Source organism: Phytohabitans rumicis (assembly GCF_011764445.1).
Taxonomy (GTDB): Bacteria; Actinomycetota; Actinomycetes; order Mycobacteriales; family Micromonosporaceae; genus Phytohabitans; species Phytohabitans rumicis.
The window spans coordinates 5,061,064-5,086,634 of record NZ_BLPG01000001.1 but is presented as its reverse complement, the minus strand read 5'-3'; the positions used below and the strand labels follow the sequence as shown (position 1 = coordinate 5,086,634).

Genomic DNA, 25,571 nt, shown 5'->3' with positions numbered 1-25,571 from the left:
GATCGCCGAGGGGTGCTCGGCAAGGCCAACGAGATGTTCGCGGAGATCGCGGAGGAGGAGCCCCCGCTGTCGGTCGCGGACGCGATGGAGCGCGCGTTCGAGTTCGTCGACGGCGAGAGCGGGCCGGACGGGGCGCTGCGCATCGCCCTGCAGGTGTGGGCCGAGTCACTGCGCGATCCCGTGCTGCACGAGTTCGTCAAGGAGAAGTACGTCCAGTTCCGCACGCACTTCGCGGCGATCGCACGCCGTGCCCAGCAGGCCGGTGACCTGCCCCCCGACGCGGACGTCGAGGCCATCGGCGCCGCCCTGTACGGCATGGTCCCCGGGTTCGCGCTCCAGCGCATGCTCGCCGACGGGCCGGACCACAAGGCGTACGCGGCCGCGGTCCGGTTGTTGATAACCCCTTGAACCTCCAGTGGCGGGAGAACCCACGATCGACCTCATGCACATCGGTGAGCTCGCTCGACGCACCGGTCTGTCGGTGAAGACCGTCCGGTACTACTCCGATCTCGGGTTGGTGCCCGAGGCGGCCCGTACGTACTCGGGACACCGGCGGTACGACGCGGAGAGCGCGCTGCGACTCGACTTCGTGCGGACGCTGCGCGAGCTCGGCCTCGACCTCGCGACGATCCGGCGGGTGCTCGACAGCGAGGCGGACCTGCGTGGCGTGGCCGCGCGGCACGCCGACGCGATCGGGGCGCAGATCCGAGTGCTGCGCGTGCAGCGAGCCGTGCTGCGCGCGCTGGCCCGACGTGAACCCACACCACAGGAGGTGGACCGGATGAACCGGATCGCACAAGCCACGGCCGGCGAGCGCCGCCGCATCATCGCCGAGTTCCTGGACAGCATCTTCGCCGGCATACCGGTGGACCCGGAGTTCGAGGCACGGATGCGGTCGGTCACGCCCGAACTGCCCGACGAACCCACGGACGAGCAGGTCGACGCCTGGCTCGAACTGTCCGAACTGGTCAGTGACCCGGACTTCCGGGCGCTGCTACGCCGCATGGGCGAAGGGTCCTTCGGCGAGGGGTCGGCGCCGGCGGTGGACGGGCGTACCCATGAACTGGTCAGCGAGAAGGCGGGAGCGGCGGTCGCCGCGGGCGTCGACCCGGCGTCCGCGGCGGCGGGCCCGATCCTCGACGAGTTGGTCGCCGGGATGGCAACGGCCACCGGACGCGCCGCCGACGCCGCCTACCGGGGCGAGGTGCTCGCCGCGCTGGAGGTCGGCACCGACCCGCGTCCGGAGCGGTACTGGCAGCTCATGGCGGTGATCAACGGCTGGCCGCCGATCCCGGCGCAGACGCCGAACTATGTGTGGCTGCGCGACGCCCTCCGGGCCCGGGGCACCGCCTAGTCGTGCTGTGCGGGGGCCGGGATCGGCTTGCCGTTGGCGGCGAAGACGTTGCCGGAGTTCGTGGTCAGCCGCGTCTGGGTGCTGATCAGGATCGGGCAGTCGAACCCCGAGCTGCCGAACCGGTTCCCCACCACGTGGATCCCCGTCATCGGGGTGGGACCGCCCTTGTGGGCGAAGTTCAACGTGCAGCCGCCGCCGTCGAGCCAGTTGTTCTCCACCCGCAGGTTGGTGGCGGTGCCTCCGTCGTCCTGGGTCACCTGCCAGGCGGCATTGCCCTGCGACCCGACGGACAGCGTGTTGTGTCGCAGGGTGATGTTGCGGTCCCCGAACGACTGCACCGCGTCGTTGTGCGTCTCGCCGCCGCCCTGGTTCGGATCGCTGGCGAAAAAGCTCAGGTCGTGGATGTACGAGTCCTGGATCAGCACGTTGGCGCCGGCCTTCACGCCGTCGACCACGCCGTGGATGTTGACGCCGACCATGGTGATGTTGCCGCCGCGGACGCCGTCCAGGCAGGCGTTGGGGTTGGTCGGCCGGATCTCGGTCCGCTCGATGCGGGCGGATCCGGAGACCGAGATCACCGAGGACGAGTTACACCGCTTGGCGCCGCCCCGCACGATCGAGTTGCGGAGCGTGACGTTCTTGCCGGTGATCCTGACGTAGCCGCGGATGTCCAGGCCGCTGATCACCTGGTTGCTCGTGGCGTACGTCTGGTCGCCGGTGACCACCTTCAGCTTGGTGCCGGCCGGTACGCCGGTGTTGCTGGCGCCGGGCTTGCCGCCGGTCGAACCAGACGTACCGGACTTGGGCGTCGGCGTCGCGGTCGCCGGCGCGCGGCCCATCTTGGCCGTCCCGCTCGGCTCGGCCGAGGGCGCCGCGCTGGTCGCGGTCGGCGCCGAGGGGCTCACTCCGGGGGCGGTGGTGCCGGTCGCTTCCGGTGGTGGGTCGGATCCGCCGCACCCGCCGGCCACCCCGAGGACGATGGCAAGCACGACCGCTCCGACGACCCTGACCTGCACCATCCTCCTCGTGACCGGCTCTGCGGCTCCCCAGGCAACCGCCGCAGCCTCGCAGCGATGCCCAGATCAAGTCAAGAGCCGCCAGACCTGGAAGGTGGGCCCGTCCGCGGGCAGGGCATCGCCCGAACGCAGGTCAGGGGCGCCGCCGTACACGTTCTCGCCGCCGGGCAGGCCGGCGAGCCGCACCGGTGCGCCGGACGCCCGGCGGGCCAGCACCAGCACCGCCTCGCCGGGTGTCTCCCGCGCGAAGACCAGCGCGTCGGCGTCCGCGTACAGCCAGCGCAGGCCGCCGTGGCGCAGCGCCGTGGTGCCTCGGCGCAGGGCGATCAGGTCCCGGTAGCGGCCGAACGTCGCTTCGTCCTGTTCGCCTGGTCGGTCCCAGGGCATGGGGGTACGGGAATCTTCGCCGTTCACGCCGCGTAGACCCCATTCGTCACCGGCGAAGACCATCGGCGTACCGGGCAGGGTCAGCAGCAACCCGGCGGCCACCTCCTGCCGGTCCGCGTCGCCCACGACGGTACGGATGCGGGCCGTGTCGTGCGAGCTCAGCAGCTGCCACGAGTGCACCAGCGTCCGCCAGGACAGGCGCGCCGCGAACTCCCGCATGGTGGCCAGCACCGCCCGCCCGTCCCGGCGCGGCACGCCGCCCGGCACGCCGAGGAAGTCCGGCAGGTCAAGCTCGTCGGCGCGCAACCAGCTCCAGAGTGGACGCAGGAAGCCGGCGTAGTTCATCGTGCCCTGCCAGCCGTCCCGGTCCAGTTCGCCGGTGAAGTCGTGCGCGTGCTCGGCCACGAAGAGGGCATCGCCGGCCGCCGCGCGCAACAGCGCCGCCACCTCATGGGTGTACGCGTCGGCGCCGCACCGGCCGGTCATGTTGGCCACGTCCACCCGCCAGCCGTCCAGCCCGTACGGCGGGCCCAGCCAGCGGCGTACCACAGTGGACATCCGGCGGCGCAGCTCCGCCGAGCCCCAGTTGAGCTTCGGCAGCGACTTGACGCCCTTCCACGACTCGTAGTCGCCGTCCGCGTCGAAGTAGTAGAGGTCCCGCTCCCCCGCCGTGAACCACTCGTGCCCGTCCCCGGTGTGGTTCGCCGTGATGTCGCCGATCAGCCGCCAACCCCGGGCGTGTACGGCGTCCGCCAGCCGGGCCAGCGCTTCGTCCCCGCCGAGCAACGGGTCGACCCGGTCGAACGAGGAGGCGTCGTACCGGTGGTTGGAGGGGCCGGGAAGATCGGCGTGAGGTAGACGGTGTTGACGCCGAGGCGTTCCAGGTGGTCGAGGCGGCCGGCGATGCCGTCCAGGTCGCCGCCGTAGAACTGCCGTGGCGTTTCCGGCCCGCGCCCGATCACCGGGGTGTCCCAGTCGCACGGGATGGCCCAGTCGGGGGCCGCACGCGGGATCGATCGCGCGAACCGGTCCGGGAAGATCTGGTACACCACCGCGTCGCGGGCCCACGCCGGCGGCGGGTCGTACGTCACGAGCCGGAAGTCGTACGCGTCCGGCACGTCGTGGTCGACCGTGCCGAGGGCGTTCACCCACCGCCCGTCCACCAGGAAGCGGTACGTGGTGACCGGGTTGCGGACCTCGACGCCGGCCCGCCACCAGGTGGTGTCACCGTCGACCCGGTCGACGACCGCCTCGGTGAAGTGCGGCTCACCGTCCGGTGTGGACCGCACGAAGACACGGTTGGCGCGGGCCCGCAGAAACACCGTCACGGTGTCGCCCAGAGCGGGGGTCTGCGTGGACACGAGCGTCCCGTCGTGATGATGCACGGTCATCCCTTCACTGCTCCCGAGGTCAGGCCGGACACGATGTAGCGCTGGAGAAACTGGAACACGAGCACGGTCGGCACGGCGGTGAGCAGGGTGCCGGCGCAGAAGACACCGAAGTTGTTGTTGCGCTCGCTGGCGATGAGGCCGAACATGCCGACCGCCAGCGTCTTGGACCCGCCGCCGGTGAGGAAGACGTTGGCCATCAGGAACTCGTTGATGGTGCCGATGAAGACCAGCAGCCCGGTGACGGCGAGGATCGGCGCCACGAGCGGCAGCATGATCTGGAAGAAGACCTGGGCGTGCGTGGCACCGTCCATTGTGGCCGATTCGTCCAGCTCCTTCGGCACGGTGTCCAGGAAGCCCTTCATGAGCCAGGTGTTCACACCGAGCGCCCCGCCGAGGTAGAGCAGGATCAGTCCCCACGGCGTGTTGAAGCCGATGGCCGGCCACAGGTCCGTGATGGTGCTGAACATCAGGAAGATCGTCACGATCGCCAGGAACTGCGGAAACATCTGGATCAGCAGCAGGGACAGCAGTCCGACCCGGCGGCCGCGAAAGCGCATCCGGCTGAACGCGTACGCGGCGAGCGCCCCGACCAGGACCGCGGCGGCCGCCGACAGCCCGGCGATCAGCAGGGAGTTGGCGAACCAGCGGGCGAACTGGGTGTCGCCGAAGAGCTTGCCGAAGTTCTCGCCGGACAGGCCGGTCGGCACCAACTCGGTCGACGACAGTGTGCCCTGCGGGTTGAGGGCCGCCGAGAGCACGAACAGGATCGGGAAGAGCGCGAACGCCACCGCCACCACGGCGACGGCGTGCCGCCAGGCGAGCCTCACGAGTACACCTCCTCCTGCCTGCGGGTCCGCCGGAAGCTGACCGCGGAGATGAGCGCGACGATGGCGAAGATGAGGAGCGAGACGGCCGCCGCGAAGCCGTACTGGGCGCCGGCCGCGCCGAACGCGAGCCGGAACGTGTACGTGATGAGCAGGTCGGTCGCGCCCACGGTTGGGTTGTCGGCCGGAAACGGCCCGCCCTCGGTGGTCAGGTACACGGCGTTGAAGTTGTTGAAGTTGTACGCGAACGACGAGATGAGCAACGGCGTCAACGCGACCAGCAGCAGCGGCAGGGTGATCCGCCGGAACGCCTGCCACGGCCGCGCCCCGTCCACACTGGACGCCTCGGTCAGTTCGCGCGGGATCGCCTGGAGCGCGCCGGTGGCGACCAGGAACATGTACGGGAAGCCGAGCCACATCTGCACCAGGATCACCGCCAGCCGGGCCGACCACACCTCGCCGAACCAGTCCACATCCAGCCCGAACATGCGGTTGACCAGGCCGAAGTCGGTGTTGAAGAGGTCCCGCCAGACCAGCAGCATCGCGAACGAGGGCATCGCGTACGGCAGGATCAGCAGCACCCGGTAGAGCGACCGGCCGCGCATCCGGGGCGAGTGCAGGGCGAGCGCGCACGCCAGGCCGAGCACGAACGTGGCCGCCACCGAGCCGACCGCGAACGTGACGTTCCACGCGAGCGTGCGCAGGAACGGTCCGGAGATGGTGCCGTCGGTGACCATCCGGGTGAAGTTCCGGAAGCCGACGTCGACCTTCCAGCCCTGCGCCAACCGCTCCCCGTCACCGGCCACAAAGGACCCCGTCGTGGCGTCGGCGACCCACGTCTTTCCCGTTTCCCTATCGCTGATGCAGTCGCACCCTTCGTCGTACCCGTGAAGGGCCTTGCCCTCGTAGGCGCGCGACAGGCCCGACGAGCGGATCGCACCCCCGGACGTCGGCACCGCGAAAGCGGTGATCTCCTGGCTGCGGGCGCTGGCCTGACCAATGGTGAGGACGGTGTAGCGGGCCGGCGGCTCGCGGAGGCCGGAGGCGTCGCCGGCGCGCACTGCGCCGGTCGCCGGGTCCGTGAGCAGGAAGATCAGCGGCCCGGTCGCCGGGTCGCCGGTGGTGGCGACCTTGAGGGCATACTCGGGTGAGCCGGGCACCTGGGTGACGGACGCGGTCTGGATGGCGGCGATCGCGTCCGCCTTGCTGCCCCGGTGGCCGTCGCCGAAGTTGGTGAACGCGGTGCTGGCCGTGTAGAGGACCGGAAAGACCTGGAACGCGATGAGCAGGAGCGTGCCCGGCACCAGGTACTTGGCCGGGATGTGCCGGCGGGTCAGGTACAGGTAGAAGACGCCGGCCGTGGTCGCGACGAGAATGGCGAGGCCCGCCCAGGAGCGGGCCTCGACGAGGGGGAACGCCGCCCAGATCGCGATCGCGGCGGCGAGCCCCAGGGATACGACCTTCATTACTTGATCTGGCTGGAGATCGTCTTGGCGGCGGCGTTGACGGTGGTGGTGACGTCGGCGCCCCCAATGATCGCGGCCTCGGCCTTGCCGAACGGGTCCCAGATCGCGGCCATCTCCGGGATCGCGGGCAGGACCGCGCCGCTCTTGCCGGCCTCCTGGAACTTGGCGAGGTCCGGGTCGGTGCCCTTGATCTGGTCGAGCGCGGCGGTCAGCGCCGGCGGCCGGGGCTCGGCCTGGTAGAGCGCGACGGCCAGGTCGGGCGTGGTCAGGTAGTTGGCGACGAACTCCTGGGCGAGCGCCTTGTTCTTGCCCTTGGCCGCGACGTAGAACGCCTGCACGCCGACGAACGGGGTGGCCGGCTGCCCGCCAGCGAACCCGGGCATGGGCGAGATGTCGTACTTCAGGCCGGCCTTCTTGATGTCGGTGATCGCCCACGGGCCGGAGACGAGGTAGGCGCACTTCTTGCCGGTGAACGTGGCGATCGAGTTCTCGCCGCCGATCGAGCGCTTCAGGGCGCCGGTGCCCTTCTCGCCCAGTGCCTTGATCTTGTTGAACGCGGCGATCGAGGCGGGCTTGCCGACGCCGAGGTCCTTGGGTCGTAGTCGCCGGTGGACGTGGTGCCGAAGAGGTAGCCGCCGGCCGAGGTGTAGAGCGGGTAGAGGTGGTACGCGTCGCCGTTCTGGCCGACCTGGAGGCAGAGGATCTCGGTGGCCTTCTTCTCCGCCTTCAGCCTCTTGCCGGTCGCGACGAGCTCTTCCACGCTGGCCGGCGCGGTCGGGGCCAGGTCGGTGTTGCGGATCAGGGCCAGGTTCTCCATCGCGTACGGCACGCCGTACACCTGGCCGTTGAACGTGACCGCCTTGAGCGCGATCTCGGCGAACGCGCCCTTCTGCGCGGCCGAGAGCTGCACGGGGTCGATGGCGCCGTTCTGGACCAGGTTGCCGATCCAGTCGTGCGCGCCGACCATCACGTCCGGGCCGCTGCCCTGCTGGGACGCCGTGACGAAGGTGGTCTGCTGCTCGTCGGCGATCTCCTGGACCTCGACCGTGACGCCGTTCTCCTGGCCGAACTTGTCGGCGAATGGCTTGAGGGCGACGGTGCGCTTGGGGTCGGCCCAGATGACGAGCTTGCCGCCGGTTTTCGCTGCTGGGGAGTCGGTCGCCGCCGGCTCATCTGCGCCGCCGCAGCCAGCGGCGGCAAGCGCGAGGGTCATGGCGACGACCACACCCGCGTTACGGATGCGCATGGGGATCTCCTGAAAGGTCTGCCGGGGTTTAGCAGGCGAATGGGGGGTTCGTTGCCGGGACGTTAGCAAGTCGTTGCAGTTTCTGGAAGACCTTGCAGCAAGATGCGCAAGATCTTGCCGGTGCGCTAGCGTGATGCCATGCGCGCACGACTGTCCGACATCGCTCAGCAGGCCGACGTCAGCGAGGCCACGGTGTCGCGCGTGCTCAACGACCGGCCCGGCGTGTCCGCCGAGACCCGGCAGGCCGTGCTGACCGCTCTCGACGTGCTCGGATACGAGCGCCCGGCGCGGTTGCGCAAGCGCAGCGCCGGCCTCGTCGGCCTGGTCGTGCCCGAGCTGGACAACCCGATCTTTCCGGCGTTCGCCCAGGTCATCGAGTCCAACCTGGCGCAGGGCGGCTACACGCCGGTGCTGTGCACGCAGACCGCCGGCGGCGTCACCGAGGACGAGTACGTCGAGATGCTGCTCGACCGGCAGGTGTCCGGCATCGTCTTCGTCTCCGGGCTGCACGCCGACACCGCCGCCGACCACGAGCGCTACCGCAAGCTGCTCGCCCGCCCGCTGCCGATCGTCCTGGTCAACGGGTACGTGGCGGGCATCGACGCGCCGTTCGTCTCGTGCGACGACCGGGAGGCCGGCGAGCTGGCCGTGGCCCACCTGGTCGCGCTGGGGCACCGGCGGATCGGCCTGATCTCCGGACCCAACCGGTTCATGCCGGTCCAACGCAAGATCGCCGGCTACCGAGCGGCGATGAAGCGCCTGGTCGGCCTGGCGGATGACGAGATCGACGAGCTGATCTCGCTGTCCCTCTTCGGCGTCGAGGGCGGCCAGGCCGCCGCCGGTCGCCTCCTCGACCGGGGCGTCACCGGCATCGCCTGCGGCTCCGACCTGATGGCGCTCGGCGCGATCCGGGCCGCCCGGCAGCGCGGCCTGTCGGTGCCGGGCGAGGTGTCGGTGGTCGGGTACGACGACTCGCCGCTGATCGCGTTCACCGACCCGCCGCTGACCACGCTGCGCCAGCCCGTGATCGCGATGGCCGTGGCCGCCGTCCGGGCGCTCATCGACGAGATCCACGGGCATGCGACACACCGATCCGAGTACGTATTCCGCCCCGAGCTGGTAGCGCGGTCCTCGACGGGCGTGGCGCCGCTTTCGGTGCCCGAGGCCGCGTGATCTTTGCGCAAGATTTGCTTGACTCTTTCAGGATCCGTCAGGGATCCTCGGAAACCATGAGCGACTCGTGGTGGCGATCGGCCGCCGTCTATCAGGTGTACGTCCGCAGCTTCGCCGACTCGGACGGCGACGGCATCGGAGACCTGCGGGGCGTGCGCAACCGGCTGCCGTACCTGCGGGACCTCGGCGTGGACGCGCTGTGGCTGACACCGTTCTACCGGTCCCCGATGATCGACGGCGGGTACGACGTGGCCGACTACCGCGACGTCGACCCGATGTTCGGCACGCTCGCCGACTTCGACGCGATGATCGCCGACGCGCACGCGCTGGGCCTGCGCGTGATCGTCGACATCGTGCCGAACCACACGTCCGATGCTCATCCGTGGTTCGTCAGCGCACTCGCGGGTGTCGACCGGGACCGCTACATCTTCCGCGACCGCCCCAACGACTGGGAGTCGATCTTCGGCGGCCCCGCCTGGACCCAGGTGGCCGACGGGCAGTGGTACCTGCACCTGTTCGACCCCAGCCAGCCCGACCTGAACTGGGAGCACCCCGACGTGCGGGCCGAGTTCGAGGACGTCCTGCGGTTCTGGCTGGACCGGGGCGTCGACGGGTTCCGCGTCGACGTGGCCCACGGGATGATCAAGGCGGCCGGGCTGCCCGACGTCGGCTTCATGCCCGGCCGGCAGGTGGAGTTGCTCGGGCGTGGCCGGCTGCCGTACTTCGACCAGGACGAGGTGCACGAGATCTACCGCGCGTGGCGGCCCATCCTGGACAGCTACCCGGGCGAGCGGATCGCCGTCGCCGAGGCGTGGGCCGAGACCCCGCAGCGCCTCGCCCGGTACGTCGGCCCCGACGAGCTGCACCAGGCGTTCAACTTCGACTTCCTCGACGCCACCTGGTCGGCCGACTCCTTCCGGAAGGTCATCGACAGCTCCCTGGCCGAGGCCGCGATCGTCGGGGCGCCCACCACCTGGGTGCTGTCCAACCACGACAAGCCTCGACACGTCACCCGGTACGGCGACGGCGACGTCGGGCTCCGCCGGGCCCGGGCGGCCACGCTGCTGATGCTCGCGCTGCCCGGCTCCGCGTACCTCTACCAGGGCGAGGAGCTGGGCCTGCCCGAGGTGCTCGACCTGCCCGACGAGGTACGCCAGGACCCGGCCTTCCTGCGTACCGGCCTGAGCCGGGACGGCTGCCGCGTGCCGCTGCCCTGGGACGGCACCGCCCCGCCGTACGGCTTCGGGCCGGGCGGCTCGTGGCTGCCCGCGCCGCCGTCCTGGGCCGGCCTGTCCGTGGCGGCCCAGACGGGTGCTCCCGGGTCTACTTTGGAGCTGTACCGGGCGGCCCTGCGCCTGCGCCGTACGACCGCCGGCGACCTCACCTGGCTGCAGACCGAACCCGACGTACTGGCCTTCCGCCGCGCGTCCGGCCTGGTGTGCGCCGTCAACCTGACCTCCTCCCCGTCCACGTCCCCGCCTGGGGCCCCGTCCTCCTGGCCTCCTCCCCCGCGCCCTTGCCGCCCCTTTCTGCCGTCGATCAAGGGCAAACGGCCGTGGATGGATCTCTTTTCCGCGACCGTATGCCCTTGATCGGCGAGGAAATCCTTGATCGGCGCGGCGGGGTCGTGCTTCCGGCGGACACCGCGATGTGGTTTGACGGCGCGGCGACGGGGTAGGAGCGAGGGAGCCCGGTCGTTCGTTGTGCCAAGCGCCGACGGGCGACTGGGAGGTGGCCCCGGGCTGTCACGGGCCCTCGGGGCCGCCGGTCCTCCCGCCCAGCGGGCCGGCCCTCGTTGGCCGGCCCGCCCTCACGCGCGGCTCAGGCGAGGCGGGAGGTTACGCGGACCATGCCGGCGCGGATCTCTTCCGGGCTCGGGGTGGGGTCGGCTCGACGACTGCATGGTCGTCGTGGCCGGCGACGTCGATGTCGTCGTCGTAGTCACCGAACTCGGCGGCGTCCGCGGCCTCGGCCTGCTCGTCCTCGGCCACGATCCGGGCCGCGGCTATCTCCCCCCGGATCTCCTCCACCGTGACGTGCGGGAGCAGCGGCTCCACCACCGCCATCAGGTCCTCGTCGGCGACCACCGACTCGGCGAGGGCGAGGGCGTGCGGGCGTTCGTACGGGCCGCACACCACCGGCTCCCACTCCTCTTCCTCGTCGAGCGGTCCGAACGTGACAATCCACGGAAGGTCGCGTGCCGGCGAGTCGTCCGGCAGCTCCAGAGTGACCAGTGCGCCCATTCCAGTCATCATGAGCCGTTCCGCCAGCCCATATGGGGTGAAAGCGACAAAAAGTTGCTGCCGTACCGTGGGGCCATGAGCCAGCAAACGGCTGAACAATTCGCGGAACGACTATTTCAGGCGTCGCTGGGCACCGTGGAGGTGCTCTCGGCGTACCTCGGAGATCGGTTGGGGTGGTATCGCGCGCTCGCCGACGGCGGGCCGGCGACCCCGGCGGAGCTCGTGGCCCGCGCCGGCGGGGCGGAGCGGTACGCGCGGGAGTGGCTGGAGCAGCAGGCGTCCTTCGGGATCCTGACCGTCGAGGATGGACGGTTCACGCTGCCGGCGGGGGCGGCCGAGGTGCTCACCGACGAGCGGAGCCTGTCGTACCTGGCGCCGCTGGCCCGGATGTTCGGCGCGGCGGCGATCCAGTTGCCGGGTCTGCTGGAGGCGTACCGCACCGGTGGCGGGGTCGGCTGGGCGGCGTACGGCACGGACATGCGCGAGTCGCAGGCGGACATGAACCGGCCCTGGTTCTCCACGATGCTGCCGGACGCCCTCGCCGGGGTCGCCGACCTGCACGCGATGCTGGGCCGGCCGGGTGCGCGCATCGCCGACATCGGCTGCGGGGGCGGCTGGTCGACGATCGCGCTGGCGAAGGCGTACCCGCTGGCTCGGCTCGAAGGGGTCGACATCGACGCGCCCTCGGTGGAGCTGGCCCGCCGCAACGCGGCGGAGGCCGGCGTGGCCGACCGGGTGACCTTCCACCACGGCGACGCCGCCGGGCTCGAAGCGGGCGGGTACGACGCGGGGTTCGCGTTCGAGTGCGTGCACGACATGCCGCGGCCGGTGGAGGTGCTCGCGGCGATCCGCCGGGCGGTGGCACCGGGCGCGCCGGTCGTCATCATGGACGAGGCCGTTCAGGACGCGTTCCAGGCGCCCGGCGACGAGGTGGAGCGGCTGATGTACGGGTTCAGTCTGCTGATCTGCCTGCCCGACGGGATGGCGCACCAGCCCTCGGCCGGCACCGGCACGGTGATGCGGCCCGCGACCCTCAAGGGGTACGCCCAGGACGCCGGCTTTGCCGACCTGGAGATCCTGCCGATCGAGGACTTCGGCTTCTGGCGCTTCTACCGGCTCACTCACTAGCGGCCAGGTCGGTCACCTTCCCGTGCGTGCTGGTGGCGGCCAGTGCGGCGCCGAAGAGGAGGAGCTGGTTGAGCAGGTACAGGTAGATCAGCAGGCCGACCGCGCCGGTCACCACGGTGTACGCCGGGTTGCGGTCGATCCGCACGATGTACTCCCGGCCGAGCGTGTTGAGCACGGTGATGCCGATCGCGACCACCAGCACGGCGGGCAGCAGGCGGCGTGGATGCATGCGCAGCCGGGGCACGGCGACCAGCAGGGCGGTCGCCAGCACCACGTTGAACGCCACCGCCAGCGCCCAGCTCACCACCGTCAGGAAGGTCGAGCCGCCGTCGCCGATGAGCCACCGCAGCAGCGCCTCCAGCCCGTCCACGGCGGCCACCGACAGCGCCAGCAGCAGAAACACGCCGAGCAGCACGGCCAGGTCGACCACCCGCCTGATGATCAGGTTGCCCGGCTGCTGCGGCACCCCGTAGATGGCCCGCTGCGACGAACGGATCGCCTCTACCCAGCCGATGCCGGTGAGCACCAGGGTGGCGAGGCCGACGATGCCGACCGTGCCGCTGCTCTCCTGGATCTGCTCCAGCTGCAGAAACGGCAGGTTCTGGTTGAGGAACTTGTCGACCGCCTCGCGCAGCGCCTCGTTGCGGTTCAGCACGAACCCGAACGCCCAGTACGCGACCAGGCCGAGCGCGAAGACCGCGAAGAACCCGTAGTACGCGATCGCCGCCGCGAGCCGGCCGGCCAGCACCTCGCCGTACCGGTCAAGGGCCCGCCACAGGTGGTCGAAGGCCGCGGAGCGCCGCCGAAACGCGGTGAGCCCACCGGAGATGCCGGTGACCGTCCGGGCGACGATATTCACGCCGACATCCTGACGGATGGCGGGCGGTCGCGCGCGTCAGCCGCCCAGATCGAAATCGCGGCGCGGCTGCCACCGGGCCTCGCCGGTGTGCGAGAACAGGGTGAACGCGGCCACCTCGAAGAGCGCCTCGAAGCCGGCCAGGTCGTCGTACACCTGGTCCAGCGCGTCCGACGGCACGTCCTGCGCGACCGTGACGTGCGGGTGGTACGGGAACCGGGTCTCCCGCCGCAGCTCCTCGGCCGTGCCGATGGCCGCCGCGAGCTGCTCGCACTCGCTGATCCCGGCCGCCACGACCACGAAGACCACCTCGGTGAGCGGCCGGAACGTGCCGGTGCCGCGCAGGTGCAGGGAGAACGGCGGCTGCCCCGCCGCCACCGCGGCCAGGTGCTTTTCGATGTCCGGCAGGCGCTCCGGGTCGATCTCCGTCGGGCCGAGGAGGGTCAGATGCGCGGGTACGTAGGCCGCCTGCGGATCGCCGGCCTCGGCGCGCCGGCGGGTCAGCGCGCTACCCCACGGCTCGGGGATGTCGATCGCCACCCCGATCCGGGTGAGCTGGTCGGTGCCGGCCACGTCCTACGCGTTCCGCGCCGGCGACAAGAACCCGACCCGGTCGTACGCGGTGCGCAGCGTCGCCGCCGCGACCGAGCGCGCCTTCTCCGCGCCGATCGCGAGCAGCTTGTCCAGCTGCGCCGGGTCGTCCAGGTACGCGCGGGTGCGCTCCTGGATCGGCCGCACGAACTCGACCACCACCTCGGCGAGGTCCTTCTTCAGGTCGCCGTACCCCTTGCCGTCGTACGCCGCGACCAGGTCGTCGATCGTGCGGCTGGACAGCGCGGAGTAGATGGTGAGCAGGTTGGACACGCCCGGCTTCTGCTCCGGATCGAAGATGATCTCGCGGCCGGTGTCGGTGACCGCCGAGCGGATCTTCTTCGCCGACTTGGCCGGGTCGTCCAGCAGCTCGATGATGCCGGCCGGCGACGAGGCCGACTTGGACATCTTCGCGTTCGGCTCCTGCAGGTCGGTGATCTTCGCGGTGTCCCGCACGATGTACGGCGCCGGCACCGTGAACGTCTTCCCGAAGAGCGTGTTGAACCGCTGCGCCAGGTCGCGGGTCAGCTCCAGGTGCTGGCGCTGGTCCTCACCCACCGGCACCGCGTCGGCCTGGTAGAGCAGGATGTCGGCGGCCTGCAGGATCGGGTACGTGAACAGGCCCACGCTGGACCGGTCTGCCCCCTGCTTCGCCGACTTGTCCTTGAACTGGGTCATCCGGCTCGCCTCGCCGAACCCGGTGATGCAGCTCAGCACCCAGGACAGCTGGGGGTGCTCGGGCACCTGCGACTGCACGAAGAGCGTGCACCGCTCCGGGTCCAGGCCGGCCGCGAGCAGTTGGGCGGCGGAGAGCCGGGTGCGCTGGCGCAGCTGGGCCGGATCGTGGCCGGCGGTGATCGCGTGCAGGTCGACCACGCAGTAGAAGGTGTCGTGCGTTTCCTGCATCGCCACCCAGTTGCGGACCGCTCCAAGGTAGTTGCCCAGATGGAACGAGTCGGCGGTCGGCTGGATACCGGACAGCACCCGGGGCGGGGGCGAGATCTGACACCGACATTCGGCCATTCTGACAGCACCGTTGGGAACCATGGACGCCGGCCGGGGCTCGTACGCTGAGAAATCTAGGCGAGGGCGGTGGTCGGTGCCGGGACGGGACACGCGGGCCGCGGCGGAGCAGGCGATCGGTGACCTTTACCAAGCCTGCTACCGGCGCTTGGTCGCGCAGGTCTACGCGTTCACGACTGACCTGACGGAGGCACAAGACGTGGTCCAGGAGGCGTTCGCGCGGGCCCTGGCCCGGCCGGGCGGGCTGGGCGACGTGGACAACCCGGAGGCGTGGCTGCGCACGGTCGCGGTCAACGTCGTACGCCGGCGCTGGCGGCGCCGCAAGCTGCTCGACACGATCCTGCTGCGGGACCGCCCGGTGACCCGTACGGTCGAGGCGCCGCCCGGCCCGGAGCGCGCCGACCTCCGCGACGCGCTCGCCGCGATCCCGGTGAACTACCGCGAGGTGATCGTCCTGCACTACTTCGCTGACCTGCCGGTCGAGGAGGTCGCGACCGTCCTCGACATACCGGTGGGCACGGTCAAGTCCCGGCTGGCGCGCGGCCGCGCGGCGCTGGCGGAGCGGCTCGGCGACTACCGTTCCGGGGAGGTGACGGCCCGTGCCGGATCTTGACTCTCGGCTGGCGCGGGAGCGGGCCGAACTGCTCGACACCATCGCGCAGCCACCGCTCGCCAAGATCGGCGAGCGGGCCGCGGCCCACCGCCGGCGCCGCCGCGCCCGCCGCACCGGGATCGCGCTCGCCGTGCTGGCGGTGACGGCCACCGTGGGCCTGCGACCGTGGGCGGACCACGAGCGGCCCCCGCCACCCGCCGAAGACCGCGATCCGCCCGGCGTCGTCTACACCGACGCCGGCATCACCATCAACGGCCTGACCGGCGACCGCGTCCTCGACCCGGTCGGTCACATCAGCGACGTCGAGTTCACCGACCCCGACCACGGGTACGTCGTGGTCCAGTGCCCCGTCCGCACCCCGTGCGCGCCGAGCCTGGCCCGCACCACCGACGGCGGCCTCACCTGGTCGCTGGCCACGATGCCGCCCGCGACGGACGACCTCGATCTGGTCGCATTCCCGGACGGCCGGCTGGTCCTTTCCGGATACGTCTCCGCCGACGAGGGGCAGACCTGGCAGGCCACGCCGCGCTCCGCCGGCCGCCCGGCCGCCGCCGAGCAAGGTCAACTACTCCGGTTGGGCGCCGGCGCCGTCGAGGTCTGGAGTCCCGAGTACGGCAACCGTGGTGAACTGCAAACCCAGCCTTCCGGGCTGGCGGTGTCCTGGGTGGCGGCCACCGCCACGGCGGACGGTGCCTGGTGGGCCGGGGGCCTGCTGGACGGCGCGCCCGCGGTGGCGGTCACCCGCGACCAGGGCCGGACCTGGACGGTCACCCCGCTCGGCGCCGCGGGCGCGCGGGTGCAGGTGGCCGTGCTCGGCGCGTACGCGTACGCGACGGTGCTCGGGGAGAACGGGTCGATCCAGGCCATCTTCCAGTCCACCGACTCCGGCCGGCACCTGCGCCGTACGACGACCGGGCGGGTCGGCACCCCCGCCGCGCTGTCCGGCGAGGCGGTGCCGCTGCTCGACGGCCGGCTGCTGGTGGCCGGCGACGATCACAAGTGGTACGTCAGCGCGGACGGCCGGACCTTCACCCAGGCGGTCGGCACCCTCCCCGCCGTCGGCCGCCTCGCCCGCACGCCGGCCGGCTACGTCGCGTACGACCTGTTCAACGCCGGGTGGGCGGCGTACTCGGCGGACGGCTCAACCTGGCGGAAGCTCCAAATCAACTAGCGCTCCCCAAGTGCAAGGAAGGGCACCTTGTTATCGCTTTTTGCATAACAAGGTGCCCTTCCTTGCACTCAGGCTCGCTCGGTTACGGGGGTGTCGACGGCGACCCGGGTGGCCGGTACCGCGGGGGCCGGCGGTGGGACGGCCGCGATGCCCACGCGGGCGACCCGGCGGCCGTCCAGCTCCAGGACGCGCAGCCGCCAGCTGCCCTCGGTCACCTCGTCGCCCACCCGTGGCAGCCGGCCCAGCCGGGCCATCACGAAGCCGCCCACCGTCTCGTACGGCCCGGTGGGCAGCGCGAACCCGGCGCGCTCAGCGAAGTCGGCGAGGTTGAGCCGGCCGTCCACCTCGGCCGGGACGCCGGCGTGCACCGGGTCGGGCGCCGCGTCGTACTCGTCGTGGATCTCGCCGACCAGCTCCTCGATGAGGTCTTCGAGGGTGACGATGCCGGCGGTGCCGCCGTACTCGTCGACGACGACCGCCAGGTGGTGCCGTTCGCGGCGCATCTCGGACAGCGCCGCCAGCACGCGTTTGCTGCCCGGCAGCCGCTTGACCTCGCGGGTCAGCTCGCGGATGGTGGCACGCCCGTCGCCGGGCGGCCGGATGAGCAGGTCACGCAGGTGCACGAAGCCCACCACGTCGTCGTGCGTACCGTCGATCACTGGATAGCGGGTGTGCGTCTCCGCCCGTACCATCTGGGCCGCCTCGTCAAGGGTGAGCCCGGCGTCGAGAAAGGTCACGTCGGTCCGCGGCATCATCACCTCGCGGACCAGGCTGGCGCCGGCGGTGAGCACCTCGTCGATGATCCTGCGTTCCACGGGATCGAGCAGCGTGTTGGCGGCGATCAGCTCGCGCAGCTCGGCCTCGCTGATGCGCTCGCGACCGGCGGTGCGGTCGGCGCCGAGCAGCGCCGCGATCGCGGCGGCCAGCCGTACCGTGAAACGGGCGATGGTATGTCGAACAGCTCCGGCATTGCCGGTTTCTGGCATGGGGAAATGGTAGTATGTGCGAACGTGTTGATTCCTGGTTGATAGTGTTGCATAGTTAGCCCACAGCCGGCGCCCGTAGGCTGTCCGCGAGTCGTCGCGCAGACCCGAGGAAGGTCACCACGTGAAATTGCTCGTCACCGGCGGGGCCGGATACATCGGCAGCGTCGTCACCCGCTTGCTGCTCGACGCCGGCCATGAGGTGGTCGTCCTGGACGACCTGCGCACCGGCCACGCGGAGGCGCTCGCCCCGGAGGCGACGTTCGTCCGGGCACCCATCCACGACGCGGCACAGGTGCTGACGCGCGGCGCCGGCTTCGACGGTGTGCTGCACTTCGCCAGCCTCATCGCGGCCGGCGAGTCGATGATCAGGCCCGAGCTGTACTGGGACAGCAACGTGGTCGGGTCGCTCGCGCTGCTCGACGCGGTCCGCGCCGCGGGGGTACGCACGTTCGTCTTCTCCTCCACCGCCGCGGTCTACGGCAACCCCACCGAGCTGCCCATCAGGGAGTCCGCGGTGAAGGCCCCCACCAGCACGTACGGGGCCACCAAGCTGTCGTTCGACATGGCGCTGACCTCGGAGGCGTTCGCGCACGAGCTGGCCCCGGTGTCGCTGCGCTACTTCAACGTGGCGGGGGCCCTGCTGCGCCCGCCGGTCGCGATCGGCGAGCGCCACGACCCGGAGACGCACCTGATCCCGATCGCCCTGCAGGTGGCCGCCGGCAAGCGCGACAAGCTGCAGCTCTTCGGCGACGACTACCCCACCGTCGACGGCACCTGCGTGCGCGACTACATCCACGTCGAAGATCTGGCCCGCGCCCACCTGCTGGCGCTGGACGCCGCCACCCCGGCGATCACCGGATTTACAACCTGGGCAACGGCAACGGGTTCTCCAACCGCCAGGTCGTCGAGGTGGTACGCGAGGTCACCGGCCACCCCGTACCGGTGGAGATGGCACCGCGGCGCTCGGGCGACCCGGCCGCGCTGGTCGCCTCGTCCGACCTGGCCCGCTCGGAACTGGGCTGGACCCCGGCCAAGCCGACGCTGCACGACATGGTCTCGGACGCGTGGGCGTTTTACCAGGAGCACGTCTCATGAAGCAGTTCGTCGCGGTTTACGGCGCCGAGCCCGATGGCGTCTGGGCGGCTCCCGGGCGGGTCAACCTGATCGGCGAGCACACCGACTACAACGACGGCTTCGTGCTGCCGTTCGCCCTGCCCCACCGCACGGTGGTCGGGGCCACCAGGCTGGACACCCCACAGTGGACGGTGTGGTCCGAGCAGGCCGACGAGCAGATCACCTTCGACCTGTCGACCCGCGTCCCCGGCTGGGGCGCGTACGTCGCCGGCGTCGTCTGGGTGCTCCGCGAGGCCGGCTTCGACGTCCCGGGCGCCAACCTGGCCATCACCTCCGACGTGCCCCTGGGCGCCGGCCTGTCCTCCTCGGCGGCCCTGGAGTCCGCGGTGCTCACCGCGCTGGTCGACCTCGGCGGGCTGGACCTGCCCGTCGACCAGCGGCCCCGGCTGGCCCAGCAGGCGGAGAACGAGTACGCCGGCATGCCCTGCGGCATCATGGACCAGTCGGCCTCGATCCGCTGCCGGGCCGGGCACGCGCTCTTCCTCGACTGCCGCACGCTGGAGGTCGAACACATCCCGTTCGACGTCGCCTCCGCCGGGCTCGCCGTCCTGGTCATCGACACGCGCGCGCCGCACCGGCACGTCACCGGCGAGTACGCCGCCCGCCGCGCCAGCTGCGAAGAGGCGGCCCGGGCGCTGGGCGTACCGGCCCTGCGCGACACGACACTCAGCGCGGTGGCCGACCTTCCCGACGAGGTCCTGCGGCGCCGGGCCCGGCACATCGTGACGGAAAACCAGCGCGTCCTCGACACCGTCGACCTGCTGCGCTCCGGCCAGGTACGCGAGATCGGCCCGCTGATGACCGCCTCGCACGGCTCCATGCGCGACGACTTCGAGATCACCGTGCCCGAGGTGGACACGGCGGTGGAGGCCGCCCTGTCCGCCGGGGCGTACGGCGCCCGGATGACCGGCGGTGGCTTCGGCGGCTGCGTCCTGGCGCTCGTCGACGCGACAGCCACCGACCAGGTGGCGGCCGCGGTGGCCGAGGCGTTCGCCGCGCGCGGCTACGCCCCACCCGAGCCCTTCGTGGCGGTCCCCAGCGCCGGCGCCACCCGCCTGTAGGGGTTGCCCACCCGCCACCGACCCGCCGCGGTGATCATGAAGTTATCGCCCGCAGGGAGCGCTCTCATGGGCGATAACTTCATGATCACCCGAGGGCGTTGAATGCTCTTGGCGTCGCTGAGGGCTTTGGGCGCTCGCACGGGAGTAGGGCGCCCCCGTTGGGGTTTGGGCGTGAGTAGGGCGCCCGGGACCTACCGGCCGCGAGGTTGCGGTCCGCTCGCCATGTCGGTGGTGGGTTCGACGGCTGAGCCGACGTGCGCCGTGATCGTGGCGAATGGTTTCCCCTGGGCGGGCAACTAGTCGACACGGTCGCCGGAACTGTGTGCGATGGCGACGGTGGGGCGCCAAGACCTGTCCGATCAGGCGTCGTCAGTGCTTGACATGGATCGGCTTTCCTTGAACTTCCCGGCCTTGGGGCGCCCCACTCCCGCCACAGTCACGCCAACGCCGCGACCACCAAGAAAAGACGCGCCAGTCCTCCGAACGCGCGTACACCGGACAGGCGCAGCGTGGACCGCGTCGATCAAGGGATTTCGCGTCGATCAAGGGCAAATGGCCGTGGTTTGGAGATCAAAGCACGACCGTTTGCCCTTGATCGACGGGGAAGCCCTTGATCGACGGGGAAGACGTTGATCGACGGGGAAGACGGGATCCGTTAGGAGGTTTCGATGATCATGGCGGCGCCTACGGTGCGGTTGGTGGACTCGTCGATCAGGATGAGGCCGCCCGTCGTGCGGTTTCTGCGGTACTCGTCGGCGAGGAGCGGGACGGTGGTACGCAGGCGGATGCGGCCGATCTCGTTCAGGCCGAGCCCCGTCGCGCTCTCGTCGCGGTGCAGGGTGTTGACGTCGAGGCGGTACTGCAGGCCGCGCACCACGGCTCGGGCGGCCCGGGTGGTGTGCTTCACGGCGTACTTGGCGCCGACCGTGAGCGGGCGGGTCTCGTCCATCCAGCAGACCATCGCCTCGATGTCCTGGGTGACCGCCGGCGCGTTGTGCGGGCGGCAGATCAGGTCGCCGCGCGAGATGTCGATCTCGTCTTCCAGCCGCACGGTCACCGACATCGGCGGGAACGCCTCGGTGACCGGCCCGTCCGCGGTCTCGATCGCCGAGATCCGGCTGGTGAAGCCGGACGGGAGCACCATCACCTCGTCGCCGGGCTTGAGCACGCCGGACGCGACCTGCCCGGCGTACCCCCGGTAGTCGGTCACGGTGGTGGACTGGGGGCGGATGACGTACTGCACGGGGAAGCGCACGTCGACCAGGTTGCGGTCGGAGGCGATGTGCACGCGCTCCAGGTGGTGCAGCAGCGACGGCCCCTCGTACCAGGGCGTCTTCTCCGACCGGGTGACGATGTTGTCGCCCTGCAGCGCGGAGATCGGGATGATCGTCAGGTCGGGCGCCTCAAGCTTGGCCGCGAACGAGGTGAACTCGTCGGCGATCCGCTCGAACACCTCCTGCGACCAGTCGACGAGGTCCATCTTGTTGACGCACAGGACGACGTGCGGCACCCGCAGCAGCGAGCACAGGAACGCGTGCCGGCGGGACTGCTCGACCAGGCCCTTGCGGGCGTCGACCAGGATCAGCGCGAGGTCGGCGGTGGAGGCGCCGGTGACCATGTTGCGCGTGTACTGGATGTGCCCCGGGGTGTCCGCGATGATGAACTTTCGCCGCGGGGTGGCGAAGTACCGGTACGCCACGTCGATCGTGATGCCCTGCTCCCGCTCGGCGCGCAGGCCGTCGGTGAGCAGCGCCAGGTTGGTGTACTCGTCGCCGCGCGCCGCGCTGACCGCCTCCACGGCGGCGAGCTGGTCGGTGAAAAGCGACTTGGTGTCGTAGAGTAGCCGCCCGATCAGCGTGGACTTACCGTCGTCGACCGAGCCGGCGGTGGCGAACCTGAGCAGGTCCATCGCGCGGGTCTCCAGCACGGGAGCGGTCATCAGAAGTATCCCTCCCGCTTGCGGTCTTCCATCGCGGCCTCGCTCACCCGGTCGTCGCCGCGGGTCGCGCCGCGCTCGGTGATCCGGGTGGCGCCGACCTCGTCGATCACCTTCTGGACGGTGTCCGCGTCGGAGCGGACCGCCGCGGTGCAGGAGGCGTCGCCGACCGTGCGGTAGCGCACAGTCTCGGTGAACGGGGTCTCGTCAGCGCGCGGGGTGAAGAACTCGTTCACCGCGTACAGCATGCCGTCGCGCTCGACCACCTCGCGCTGGTGCGCGTAGTAGATCTCCGGCAGCGACAGCCCTTCGCGGGCGATGTAGTGCCAGACGTCCAGCTCGGTCCAGTTGGACAGCGGGAAGATCCGGATCGACTCGCCCTGGTGGTGCCGTCCGTTGTAGAGCCCCCACAGTTCGGGACGCTGGTTTTTCGGGTCCCACTGGCCGAAGTCGTCGCGGAAGCTGAACACCCGCTCCTTGGCCCGGGCCTTTTCCTCGTCGCGGCGCGCGCCGCCGAAGAGCGCGTCAAACCGGTACTTTTCGACCGCAGCGAGCAGCACCGGGGTCTGGATCCGGTTGCGCGACCCGTCGGCCGGCTCGCGCACCAGGCCGGCCTGAAGCGCCTCGGGGACGCTGGCCACCAGGAGCTGCAGGCCCAACTCGGCCACCCGCCCGTCCCGGTATTCGAGAACCTCGGGGAAGTTGTGCCCGGTGTCGATGTGCATGACCGGGAACGGGATTCGCGCCGGCGCGAACGCCTTCTCCGCCAGGCGGAGCATCACGATCGAGTCCTTGCCACCGGAGAAGAGCAGCACGGGCCGCTCCAGCTCGGCGACGACCTCGCGCATGATGAAGACGCTCTCGGCTTCGAGAGCATCTAGATGGGAGACTCGATACGTCTGTGTCTGGCTCACGAATTCCAGACCTTTCCGGTTGGTTAAGCTCAGTCACTCTACCCGGAGCTGGCGCTGCAACGCTGCAAGCAACCGGGGAGCCAGGTCCTTCCGGCAGACCACGAGGTCGGGCAGGCGTGGATCGGCCTCATTGTATTTCAGCGCTGATCCGTCGATTCGGGAAGCGTGCAGGCCCGTGGCAGTCGCCACAGCCACCGGCGCGGCCGAGTCCCACTCGTACTGGCCGCCGGCGTGGATGTAGCCGTCGACCTCGCCGCCGATCACCGCGGCGATCTTCGCGCCGGCCGAGCCCATCGGGACCAGTTCGGCGCCCACCTCCTGCGCCACCGCCGTCAGGAACGCCGGTGGGCGGCTGCGGCTCGCGGCCAGCCGCAGCGGGCCACCGGTCGCGGCCGACAAGGTCATCGGGGGGTACGCCGGCGGGTAGTCCGTGCCGAGCACCCGGTGCTGGGCGGGCAGCGCCACCGCACCGGCGGCCAGCTTCAGCGGCCCACCCGCGTTGCGGGCCCACAGGGCGACGTGGACCGCCCAGTCGGACCGGCCCTCCTCGGCGAACTCCCGGGTGCCGTCCAGCGGATCGATGATCCACACGCGCTCGGCGTCCAGCCGGGCGGGCGGCGTCGGGCCGGCCCCCTCCACCCACGCCTTGCGGGCGTGGTCGTCCTCCTCGGACAGCACCGCGTCGGCCGGGCGCCACCGGGCCAGCTCGGTACGGATGAGGTCGTGCGACAGCTTGTCGCCGGCGGACTTGAGTGCGGCCGGGTCGTCGTGTCCCCGCTCGGCGCGTACCTCGAGCAGGAGCTGCCCGGCCCGCGCGGCGAGCCACCGGGCGAACGCGCCGTCGACCACGGGCGGGCTGACCGGGGGCGCCATCAGTAGGCCCCGGACGAGCGGGTGACCGCCGAAACGGTCCGCATCAAGATCACCAGGTCGAGCGAAAGCGACCAGTTCTCCACATATCGCAGATCCAACCGGATCGACTCCTCCCAGGGCAGGTCCGAACGGCCGGAAACCTGCCATAGCCCGGTCATTCCGGGCTTAACCGCCAGCCTGCGCCGGACGTCGTCCGGATAGGCCGCCACCTCTTCCGGCAATGGTGGGCGCGGGCCCACCAGCGACATCTGCCCCCGCAGCACGTTGAACAGCTGCGGCAGCTCGTCGAGCGACAACCGTCGCAGCCACCGACCGACAGGGGTCACCCGCGGGTCGTTTCGGACCTTGAACAACACCCCGTCGTGCTCGTTGAGGTGCCGGATCTCCGCGAGCCGCGCCTCGGCGTCGAGGTACATACTGCGGAACTTGAACATCAGGAACCGCCGGCCATCCCGCCCGACGCGAACCTGACGGAAGAATACCGGCCCGGACGAGTCCCGACGGATACAGACGGCGAGCGTCAGCAACAGCGGGGACAGCACCAGGAGCAGCAGTGCGGCCCCGACCCGATCGACGATCTCCTTGACCACCCTCGATCCACCGTCCAGCCGGGGATGGTCGACGTGCAGCATCGGCAGCCCGTCGACGGGACGGATCGTCGTGCGGTCGCCGGCCACGTCGACCAGCGCGCTGGCCACGATCAGGTCGATCTCGTCGCGTTCCAGCCGCCAGGCCAGCCGGCGCAACGCGTGCCCGTCCAGCTCCGGGCAGGACAGCACGATCGCGGTGTCGGCGGCCGCCGCGTCCACCGCCTCGGCCACGTCGTCGAACGTGCCGTACACCGGCAGCCCGACGTTGCCGTCGCCGCCGGGGGGCAGGCACGCGCCGACCACCTCCAGGCCGTGGTAGTGCTCGCGGCGCAGCTGCCGCGTGATGTGCACGACGGCGAGTTCGTGGCCGACGACGATCACCCGGCGCAGGCACTCGCCGCGCTCCCGCGCCCGGTGCAGGCGCTTGCGCGCCGCGAACCGGACCACCAGCGCCGTCGCGGTCGCCGCGGGCAGCGCGACCAGGACGTAGGAGCGGGCCAAGGGCAGATTCAGCGCGTACGACACGATGGCCGCCGCGGCGATCAGGCTGAGCCCGGACCGGATGACCCGCTGGTACTCCTCGGTGCCGACGAACAGGAACCGCGCCTCGTACGTCCGGTGCAGCGCGAGCATGCCGACCAGCGCCAGCGGCAGCAGCACCGACAGCACGAGGTAGATCCGGTTGTACGACGTGACCGTCTGCCCGAAGCGCAGCTCGAACGCCAGCGCACCGGCGCCCAACCCGACGAACAGGTCGCCGAGCAGGAGCGTGCCGACGTACCGGGATTCCCAGGCGGCGCGGCGGGAGCGCGCGGCGTGCCGGCCCGGCACCCGGCGCAGCGGCCAGCCCTCGGTACGGACCGGGCCGGTCGACCGGGCCCGCAGCGGGGTAGGGAAGAGCTCCAGCTCCTCCACGTCCCCGCTCAGCTCCGTCACATCGTGACCAACGCGCCGACCGGCCTAGGCGTTACACCCCGTTGTACGTATTTTGTGCAACTTCCACACCACGGGTGACAACCGTCTCCACCACGTCGGCCGCCCGGTCCACCAGGAACTCCAGTTCCTTGCGCTCGGTCGCGGAAAAGTCCGACAGCACGAAGTCGGCCGGGTCCTGCCGACCCGGCGGCCGCCCGATCCCGAAGCGCACCCGCACGTAGTCCTTGCCGCCCAACGACTTCGACATGGAACGCAGACCGTTGTGCCCGCCCTCGCCACCGCCGATTTTGGCGCGCACCTGGCCGTACCCGAGATCGAGCTCGTCGTGGACGGCGATGACCTGGCCGACGGAGATCTTGTAGAACTGAGCCAGCGCCGCCACCGGCCCGCCGGAGAGATTCATGTACGTCAACGGCTTCGCCAGCACGACCCTGGGCCCACCCGGCGACAGCCGGCCCTCGGCGACCTCAGCCACCGCGCGCTTGTGCCGGCCGAACTTGACCCCGATGCGGGCGGCCACCAGGTCGGCCACCATGAACCCGGCGTTGTGCCGGTTGCGCGCGTACTCCTTGCCGGGGTTGCCCAGCCCCACCACGAGCCAGGTCTCGTCCATCCCGCTGCCCCTTTACAAGCCAAAGGGGGCCCGCCCGGGCCCCTTT

21 protein-coding genes and 4 pseudogenes are annotated in these 25,571 nt (G+C 70.9%); 9 read left to right on the top strand and 16 right to left on the bottom strand.

Annotated elements, in window-relative coordinates:
• The first annotated feature begins 12 nt into the window (after window positions 1–12).
• Both Prum_RS22995 and Prum_RS22990 read left to right on the top strand, forming a co-directional pair.
• Window positions 13–408: a TetR family transcriptional regulator C-terminal domain-containing protein gene (locus Prum_RS22995; protein ID WP_371871254.1), complete on the top strand. Its 396-nt coding sequence runs from the start codon at window positions 13–15 to the stop codon at window positions 406–408.
• A gap of 34 nt (window positions 409–442) precedes the next feature.
• A complete protein-coding gene (locus Prum_RS22990; RefSeq protein ID WP_173078379.1) occupies window positions 443–1,354 on the top strand; it encodes a MerR family transcriptional regulator in 912 nt (303 codons plus the stop codon).
• Here Prum_RS22990 and Prum_RS22985 read toward each other — a convergent pair.
• From Prum_RS22985 to Prum_RS22965, 6 genes and pseudogenes are all read right to left on the bottom strand, one after another.
• On the bottom strand, window positions 1,351–2,343 hold the full coding sequence (locus Prum_RS22985; protein WP_173078378.1) for a hypothetical protein: 993 nt from the start codon (window positions 2,341–2,343) through the stop codon (window positions 1,351–1,353). The genes Prum_RS22990 and Prum_RS22985 overlap by 4 nt on opposite strands.
• Before the next feature lie 93 nt (window positions 2,344–2,436).
• Window positions 2,437–2,976, bottom strand: coding sequence for an alpha-amylase family glycosyl hydrolase (locus tag Prum_RS55790; protein WP_443094367.1), 540 nt, complete (start codon window positions 2,974–2,976; stop codon window positions 2,437–2,439).
• A gap of 312 nt (window positions 2,977–3,288) precedes the next feature.
• Window positions 3,289–4,148, bottom strand: a pseudogene (locus Prum_RS55785) (alpha-amylase family glycosyl hydrolase); the annotation flags it as partial.
• Window positions 4,145–4,975, bottom strand: a complete 831-nt coding sequence (locus tag Prum_RS22975; protein ID WP_173078377.1) for a sugar ABC transporter permease — start codon at window positions 4,973–4,975, stop codon at window positions 4,145–4,147. The gene Prum_RS22975 and the pseudogene Prum_RS55785, both read right to left, overlap by 4 nt.
• A complete protein-coding gene (locus Prum_RS22970) occupies window positions 4,972–6,438 on the bottom strand; it encodes an ABC transporter permease subunit (protein WP_173078376.1) in 1,467 nt (488 codons plus the stop codon). The genes Prum_RS22975 and Prum_RS22970 overlap by 4 nt, the downstream gene beginning before the upstream one ends.
• A pseudogene (locus tag Prum_RS22965) lies at window positions 6,438–7,684 on the bottom strand (sugar ABC transporter substrate-binding protein). Before Prum_RS22965 ends, Prum_RS22970 begins: the two are co-directional and overlap by 1 nt.
• Window positions 7,685–7,822: 138 nt before the next feature.
• Here Prum_RS22965 and Prum_RS22960 point away from each other — a divergent pair.
• Together Prum_RS22960 and Prum_RS22955 are read left to right on the top strand one after the other, a co-directional pair.
• Window positions 7,823–8,857, top strand: coding sequence for a LacI family DNA-binding transcriptional regulator (locus tag Prum_RS22960; protein ID WP_173078375.1), 1,035 nt, complete (start codon window positions 7,823–7,825; stop codon window positions 8,855–8,857).
• Between the two features lie 56 nt (window positions 8,858–8,913).
• Complete coding sequence (locus Prum_RS22955) at window positions 8,914–10,449, top strand: glycoside hydrolase family 13 protein (RefSeq protein WP_371871253.1); 1,536 nt, start codon at window positions 8,914–8,916, stop codon at window positions 10,447–10,449.
• A gap of 229 nt (window positions 10,450–10,678) precedes the next feature.
• Here the strand turns inward: Prum_RS22955 and Prum_RS22950 are convergent.
• A pseudogene (locus Prum_RS22950) lies at window positions 10,679–11,100 on the bottom strand (hypothetical protein).
• 75 nt (window positions 11,101–11,175) lie between these two features.
• On the opposite strand from Prum_RS22950, the gene Prum_RS22945 reads away from it, so the two are divergent.
• Window positions 11,176–12,228, top strand: coding sequence for a class I SAM-dependent methyltransferase (locus Prum_RS22945; RefSeq protein ID WP_173078374.1), 1,053 nt, complete (start codon window positions 11,176–11,178; stop codon window positions 12,226–12,228).
• Here Prum_RS22945 and Prum_RS22940 read toward each other — a convergent pair.
• Genes Prum_RS22940 through trpS form a run of 3 tightly spaced genes read right to left on the bottom strand, consistent with a single transcriptional unit; the run spans window position 12,218 to window position 14,698 of the window.
• Window positions 12,218–13,087: a YihY/virulence factor BrkB family protein gene (locus Prum_RS22940; RefSeq protein ID WP_173078373.1), complete on the bottom strand. Its 870-nt coding sequence runs from the start codon at window positions 13,085–13,087 to the stop codon at window positions 12,218–12,220. The genes Prum_RS22945 and Prum_RS22940 overlap by 11 nt on opposite strands.
• A 36-nt stretch (window positions 13,088–13,123) precedes the next feature.
• Complete coding sequence (locus Prum_RS22935; protein WP_173078372.1) at window positions 13,124–13,657, bottom strand: 2'-5' RNA ligase family protein; 534 nt, start codon at window positions 13,655–13,657, stop codon at window positions 13,124–13,126.
• A 3-nt stretch (window positions 13,658–13,660) separates the two neighbouring features.
• Window positions 13,661–14,698, bottom strand: a complete 1,038-nt coding sequence (gene trpS / locus Prum_RS22930) for a tryptophan--tRNA ligase (RefSeq protein ID WP_173078371.1) — start codon at window positions 14,696–14,698, stop codon at window positions 13,661–13,663.
• 76 nt (window positions 14,699–14,774) lie between these two features.
• On the opposite strand from trpS, the gene Prum_RS22925 reads away from it, so the two are divergent.
• Entirely contained in the window at window positions 14,775–15,311 is a 537-nt protein-coding gene (locus Prum_RS22925) for an RNA polymerase sigma factor (RefSeq protein WP_246278038.1), read from the top strand.
• On the top strand, window positions 15,298–16,482 hold the full coding sequence (locus Prum_RS22920; protein ID WP_173078369.1) for a WD40/YVTN/BNR-like repeat-containing protein: 1,185 nt from the start codon (window positions 15,298–15,300) through the stop codon (window positions 16,480–16,482). The genes Prum_RS22925 and Prum_RS22920 overlap by 14 nt, the downstream gene beginning before the upstream one ends.
• 68 nt (window positions 16,483–16,550) lie before the next feature.
• On the opposite strand, the gene Prum_RS22915 is transcribed toward Prum_RS22920, so the two are convergent.
• Complete coding sequence (locus Prum_RS22915) at window positions 16,551–17,468, bottom strand: hemolysin family protein (RefSeq protein ID WP_173078368.1); 918 nt, start codon at window positions 17,466–17,468, stop codon at window positions 16,551–16,553.
• Window positions 17,469–17,589: 121 nt separating this feature from the next.
• Between Prum_RS22915 and galE the strand changes: the two are divergent.
• Both galE and galK read left to right on the top strand, forming a co-directional pair.
• Window positions 17,590–18,563: pseudogene (gene galE, locus Prum_RS22910) on the top strand (UDP-glucose 4-epimerase GalE).
• Window positions 18,560–19,663: a galactokinase gene (galK, locus tag Prum_RS22905; RefSeq protein ID WP_173078367.1), complete on the top strand. Its 1,104-nt coding sequence runs from the start codon at window positions 18,560–18,562 to the stop codon at window positions 19,661–19,663. The pseudogene galE and the gene galK overlap by 4 nt, the downstream one beginning before the upstream one ends.
• Window positions 19,664–20,318: 655 nt before the next feature.
• Here the strand turns inward: galK and Prum_RS22900 are convergent.
• The 5 genes from Prum_RS22900 to pth all read right to left on the bottom strand — a co-directional run bounded on the left by Prum_RS22900 (window position 20,319) and on the right by pth (window position 25,525).
• Window positions 20,319–21,602: a sulfate adenylyltransferase subunit 1 gene (locus Prum_RS22900; RefSeq protein WP_173078366.1), complete on the bottom strand. Its 1,284-nt coding sequence runs from the start codon at window positions 21,600–21,602 to the stop codon at window positions 20,319–20,321.
• The gene (cysD, locus tag Prum_RS22895) at window positions 21,602–22,513 is read right to left on the bottom strand and encodes a sulfate adenylyltransferase subunit CysD (protein ID WP_173078365.1); all 912 of its coding nucleotides are present in this window, start codon (window positions 22,511–22,513) and stop codon (window positions 21,602–21,604) included. Before cysD ends, Prum_RS22900 begins: the two co-directional genes overlap by 1 nt.
• Window positions 22,514–22,546: 33 nt before the next feature.
• Window positions 22,547–23,386 carry a 3'(2'),5'-bisphosphate nucleotidase CysQ gene (locus Prum_RS22890; RefSeq protein ID WP_173078364.1) on the bottom strand — a complete coding sequence of 280 codons (840 nt, stop codon included), beginning with the start codon at window positions 23,384–23,386 and terminating at the stop codon, window positions 22,547–22,549.
• On the bottom strand, window positions 23,386–24,807 hold the full coding sequence (locus Prum_RS22885) for a sugar transferase (RefSeq protein WP_246278605.1): 1,422 nt from the start codon (window positions 24,805–24,807) through the stop codon (window positions 23,386–23,388). Before Prum_RS22885 ends, Prum_RS22890 begins: the two co-directional genes overlap by 1 nt.
• A 136-nt stretch (window positions 24,808–24,943) precedes the next feature.
• Complete coding sequence (pth, locus tag Prum_RS22880) at window positions 24,944–25,525, bottom strand: aminoacyl-tRNA hydrolase (protein WP_173078362.1); 582 nt, start codon at window positions 25,523–25,525, stop codon at window positions 24,944–24,946.
• Window positions 25,526–25,571 lie beyond the last annotated feature (46 nt).

Bases quoted from the DNA above. Each gene is read 5' to 3' on its own strand.
- Prum_RS22945 (WP_173078374.1), top strand. From the start codon at position 11,176: ATGAGCCAGCAAACGGCTGAACAATTCGCGGAACGACTATTTCAGGCG.
- Prum_RS22960 (WP_173078375.1), top strand. From the start codon at position 7,823: ATGCGCGCACGACTGTCCGACATCGCTCAGCAGGCCGACGTCAGCGAG.
- pth (WP_173078362.1), bottom strand. From the start codon at position 25,525: ATGGACGAGACCTGGCTCGTGGTGGGGCTGGGCAACCCCGGCAAGGAG.
- galK (WP_173078367.1), top strand. From the start codon at position 18,560: ATGAAGCAGTTCGTCGCGGTTTACGGCGCCGAGCCCGATGGCGTCTGG.
- trpS (WP_173078371.1), bottom strand. From the start codon at position 14,698: ATGGCCGAATGTCGGTGTCAGATCTCGCCCCCGCCCCGGGTGCTGTCC.
- Prum_RS22990 (WP_173078379.1), top strand. From the start codon at position 443: ATGCACATCGGTGAGCTCGCTCGACGCACCGGTCTGTCGGTGAAGACC.
- Prum_RS22970 (WP_173078376.1), bottom strand. From the start codon at position 6,438: ATGAAGGTCGTATCCCTGGGGCTCGCCGCCGCGATCGCGATCTGGGCG.
- Prum_RS22890 (WP_173078364.1), bottom strand. From the start codon at position 23,386: ATGGCGCCCCCGGTCAGCCCGCCCGTGGTCGACGGCGCGTTCGCCCGG.
- Prum_RS22915 (WP_173078368.1), bottom strand. From the start codon at position 17,468: ATGCCAGAAACCGGCAATGCCGGAGCTGTTCGACATACCATCGCCCGT.
- Prum_RS55790 (WP_443094367.1), bottom strand. From the start codon at position 2,976: ATGCGGGAGTTCGCGGCGCGCCTGTCCTGGCGGACGCTGGTGCACTCG.
- Prum_RS22955 (WP_371871253.1), top strand. From the start codon at position 8,914: ATGAGCGACTCGTGGTGGCGATCGGCCGCCGTCTATCAGGTGTACGTC.
- Prum_RS22900 (WP_173078366.1), bottom strand. From the start codon at position 21,602: ATGACCGCTCCCGTGCTGGAGACCCGCGCGATGGACCTGCTCAGGTTC.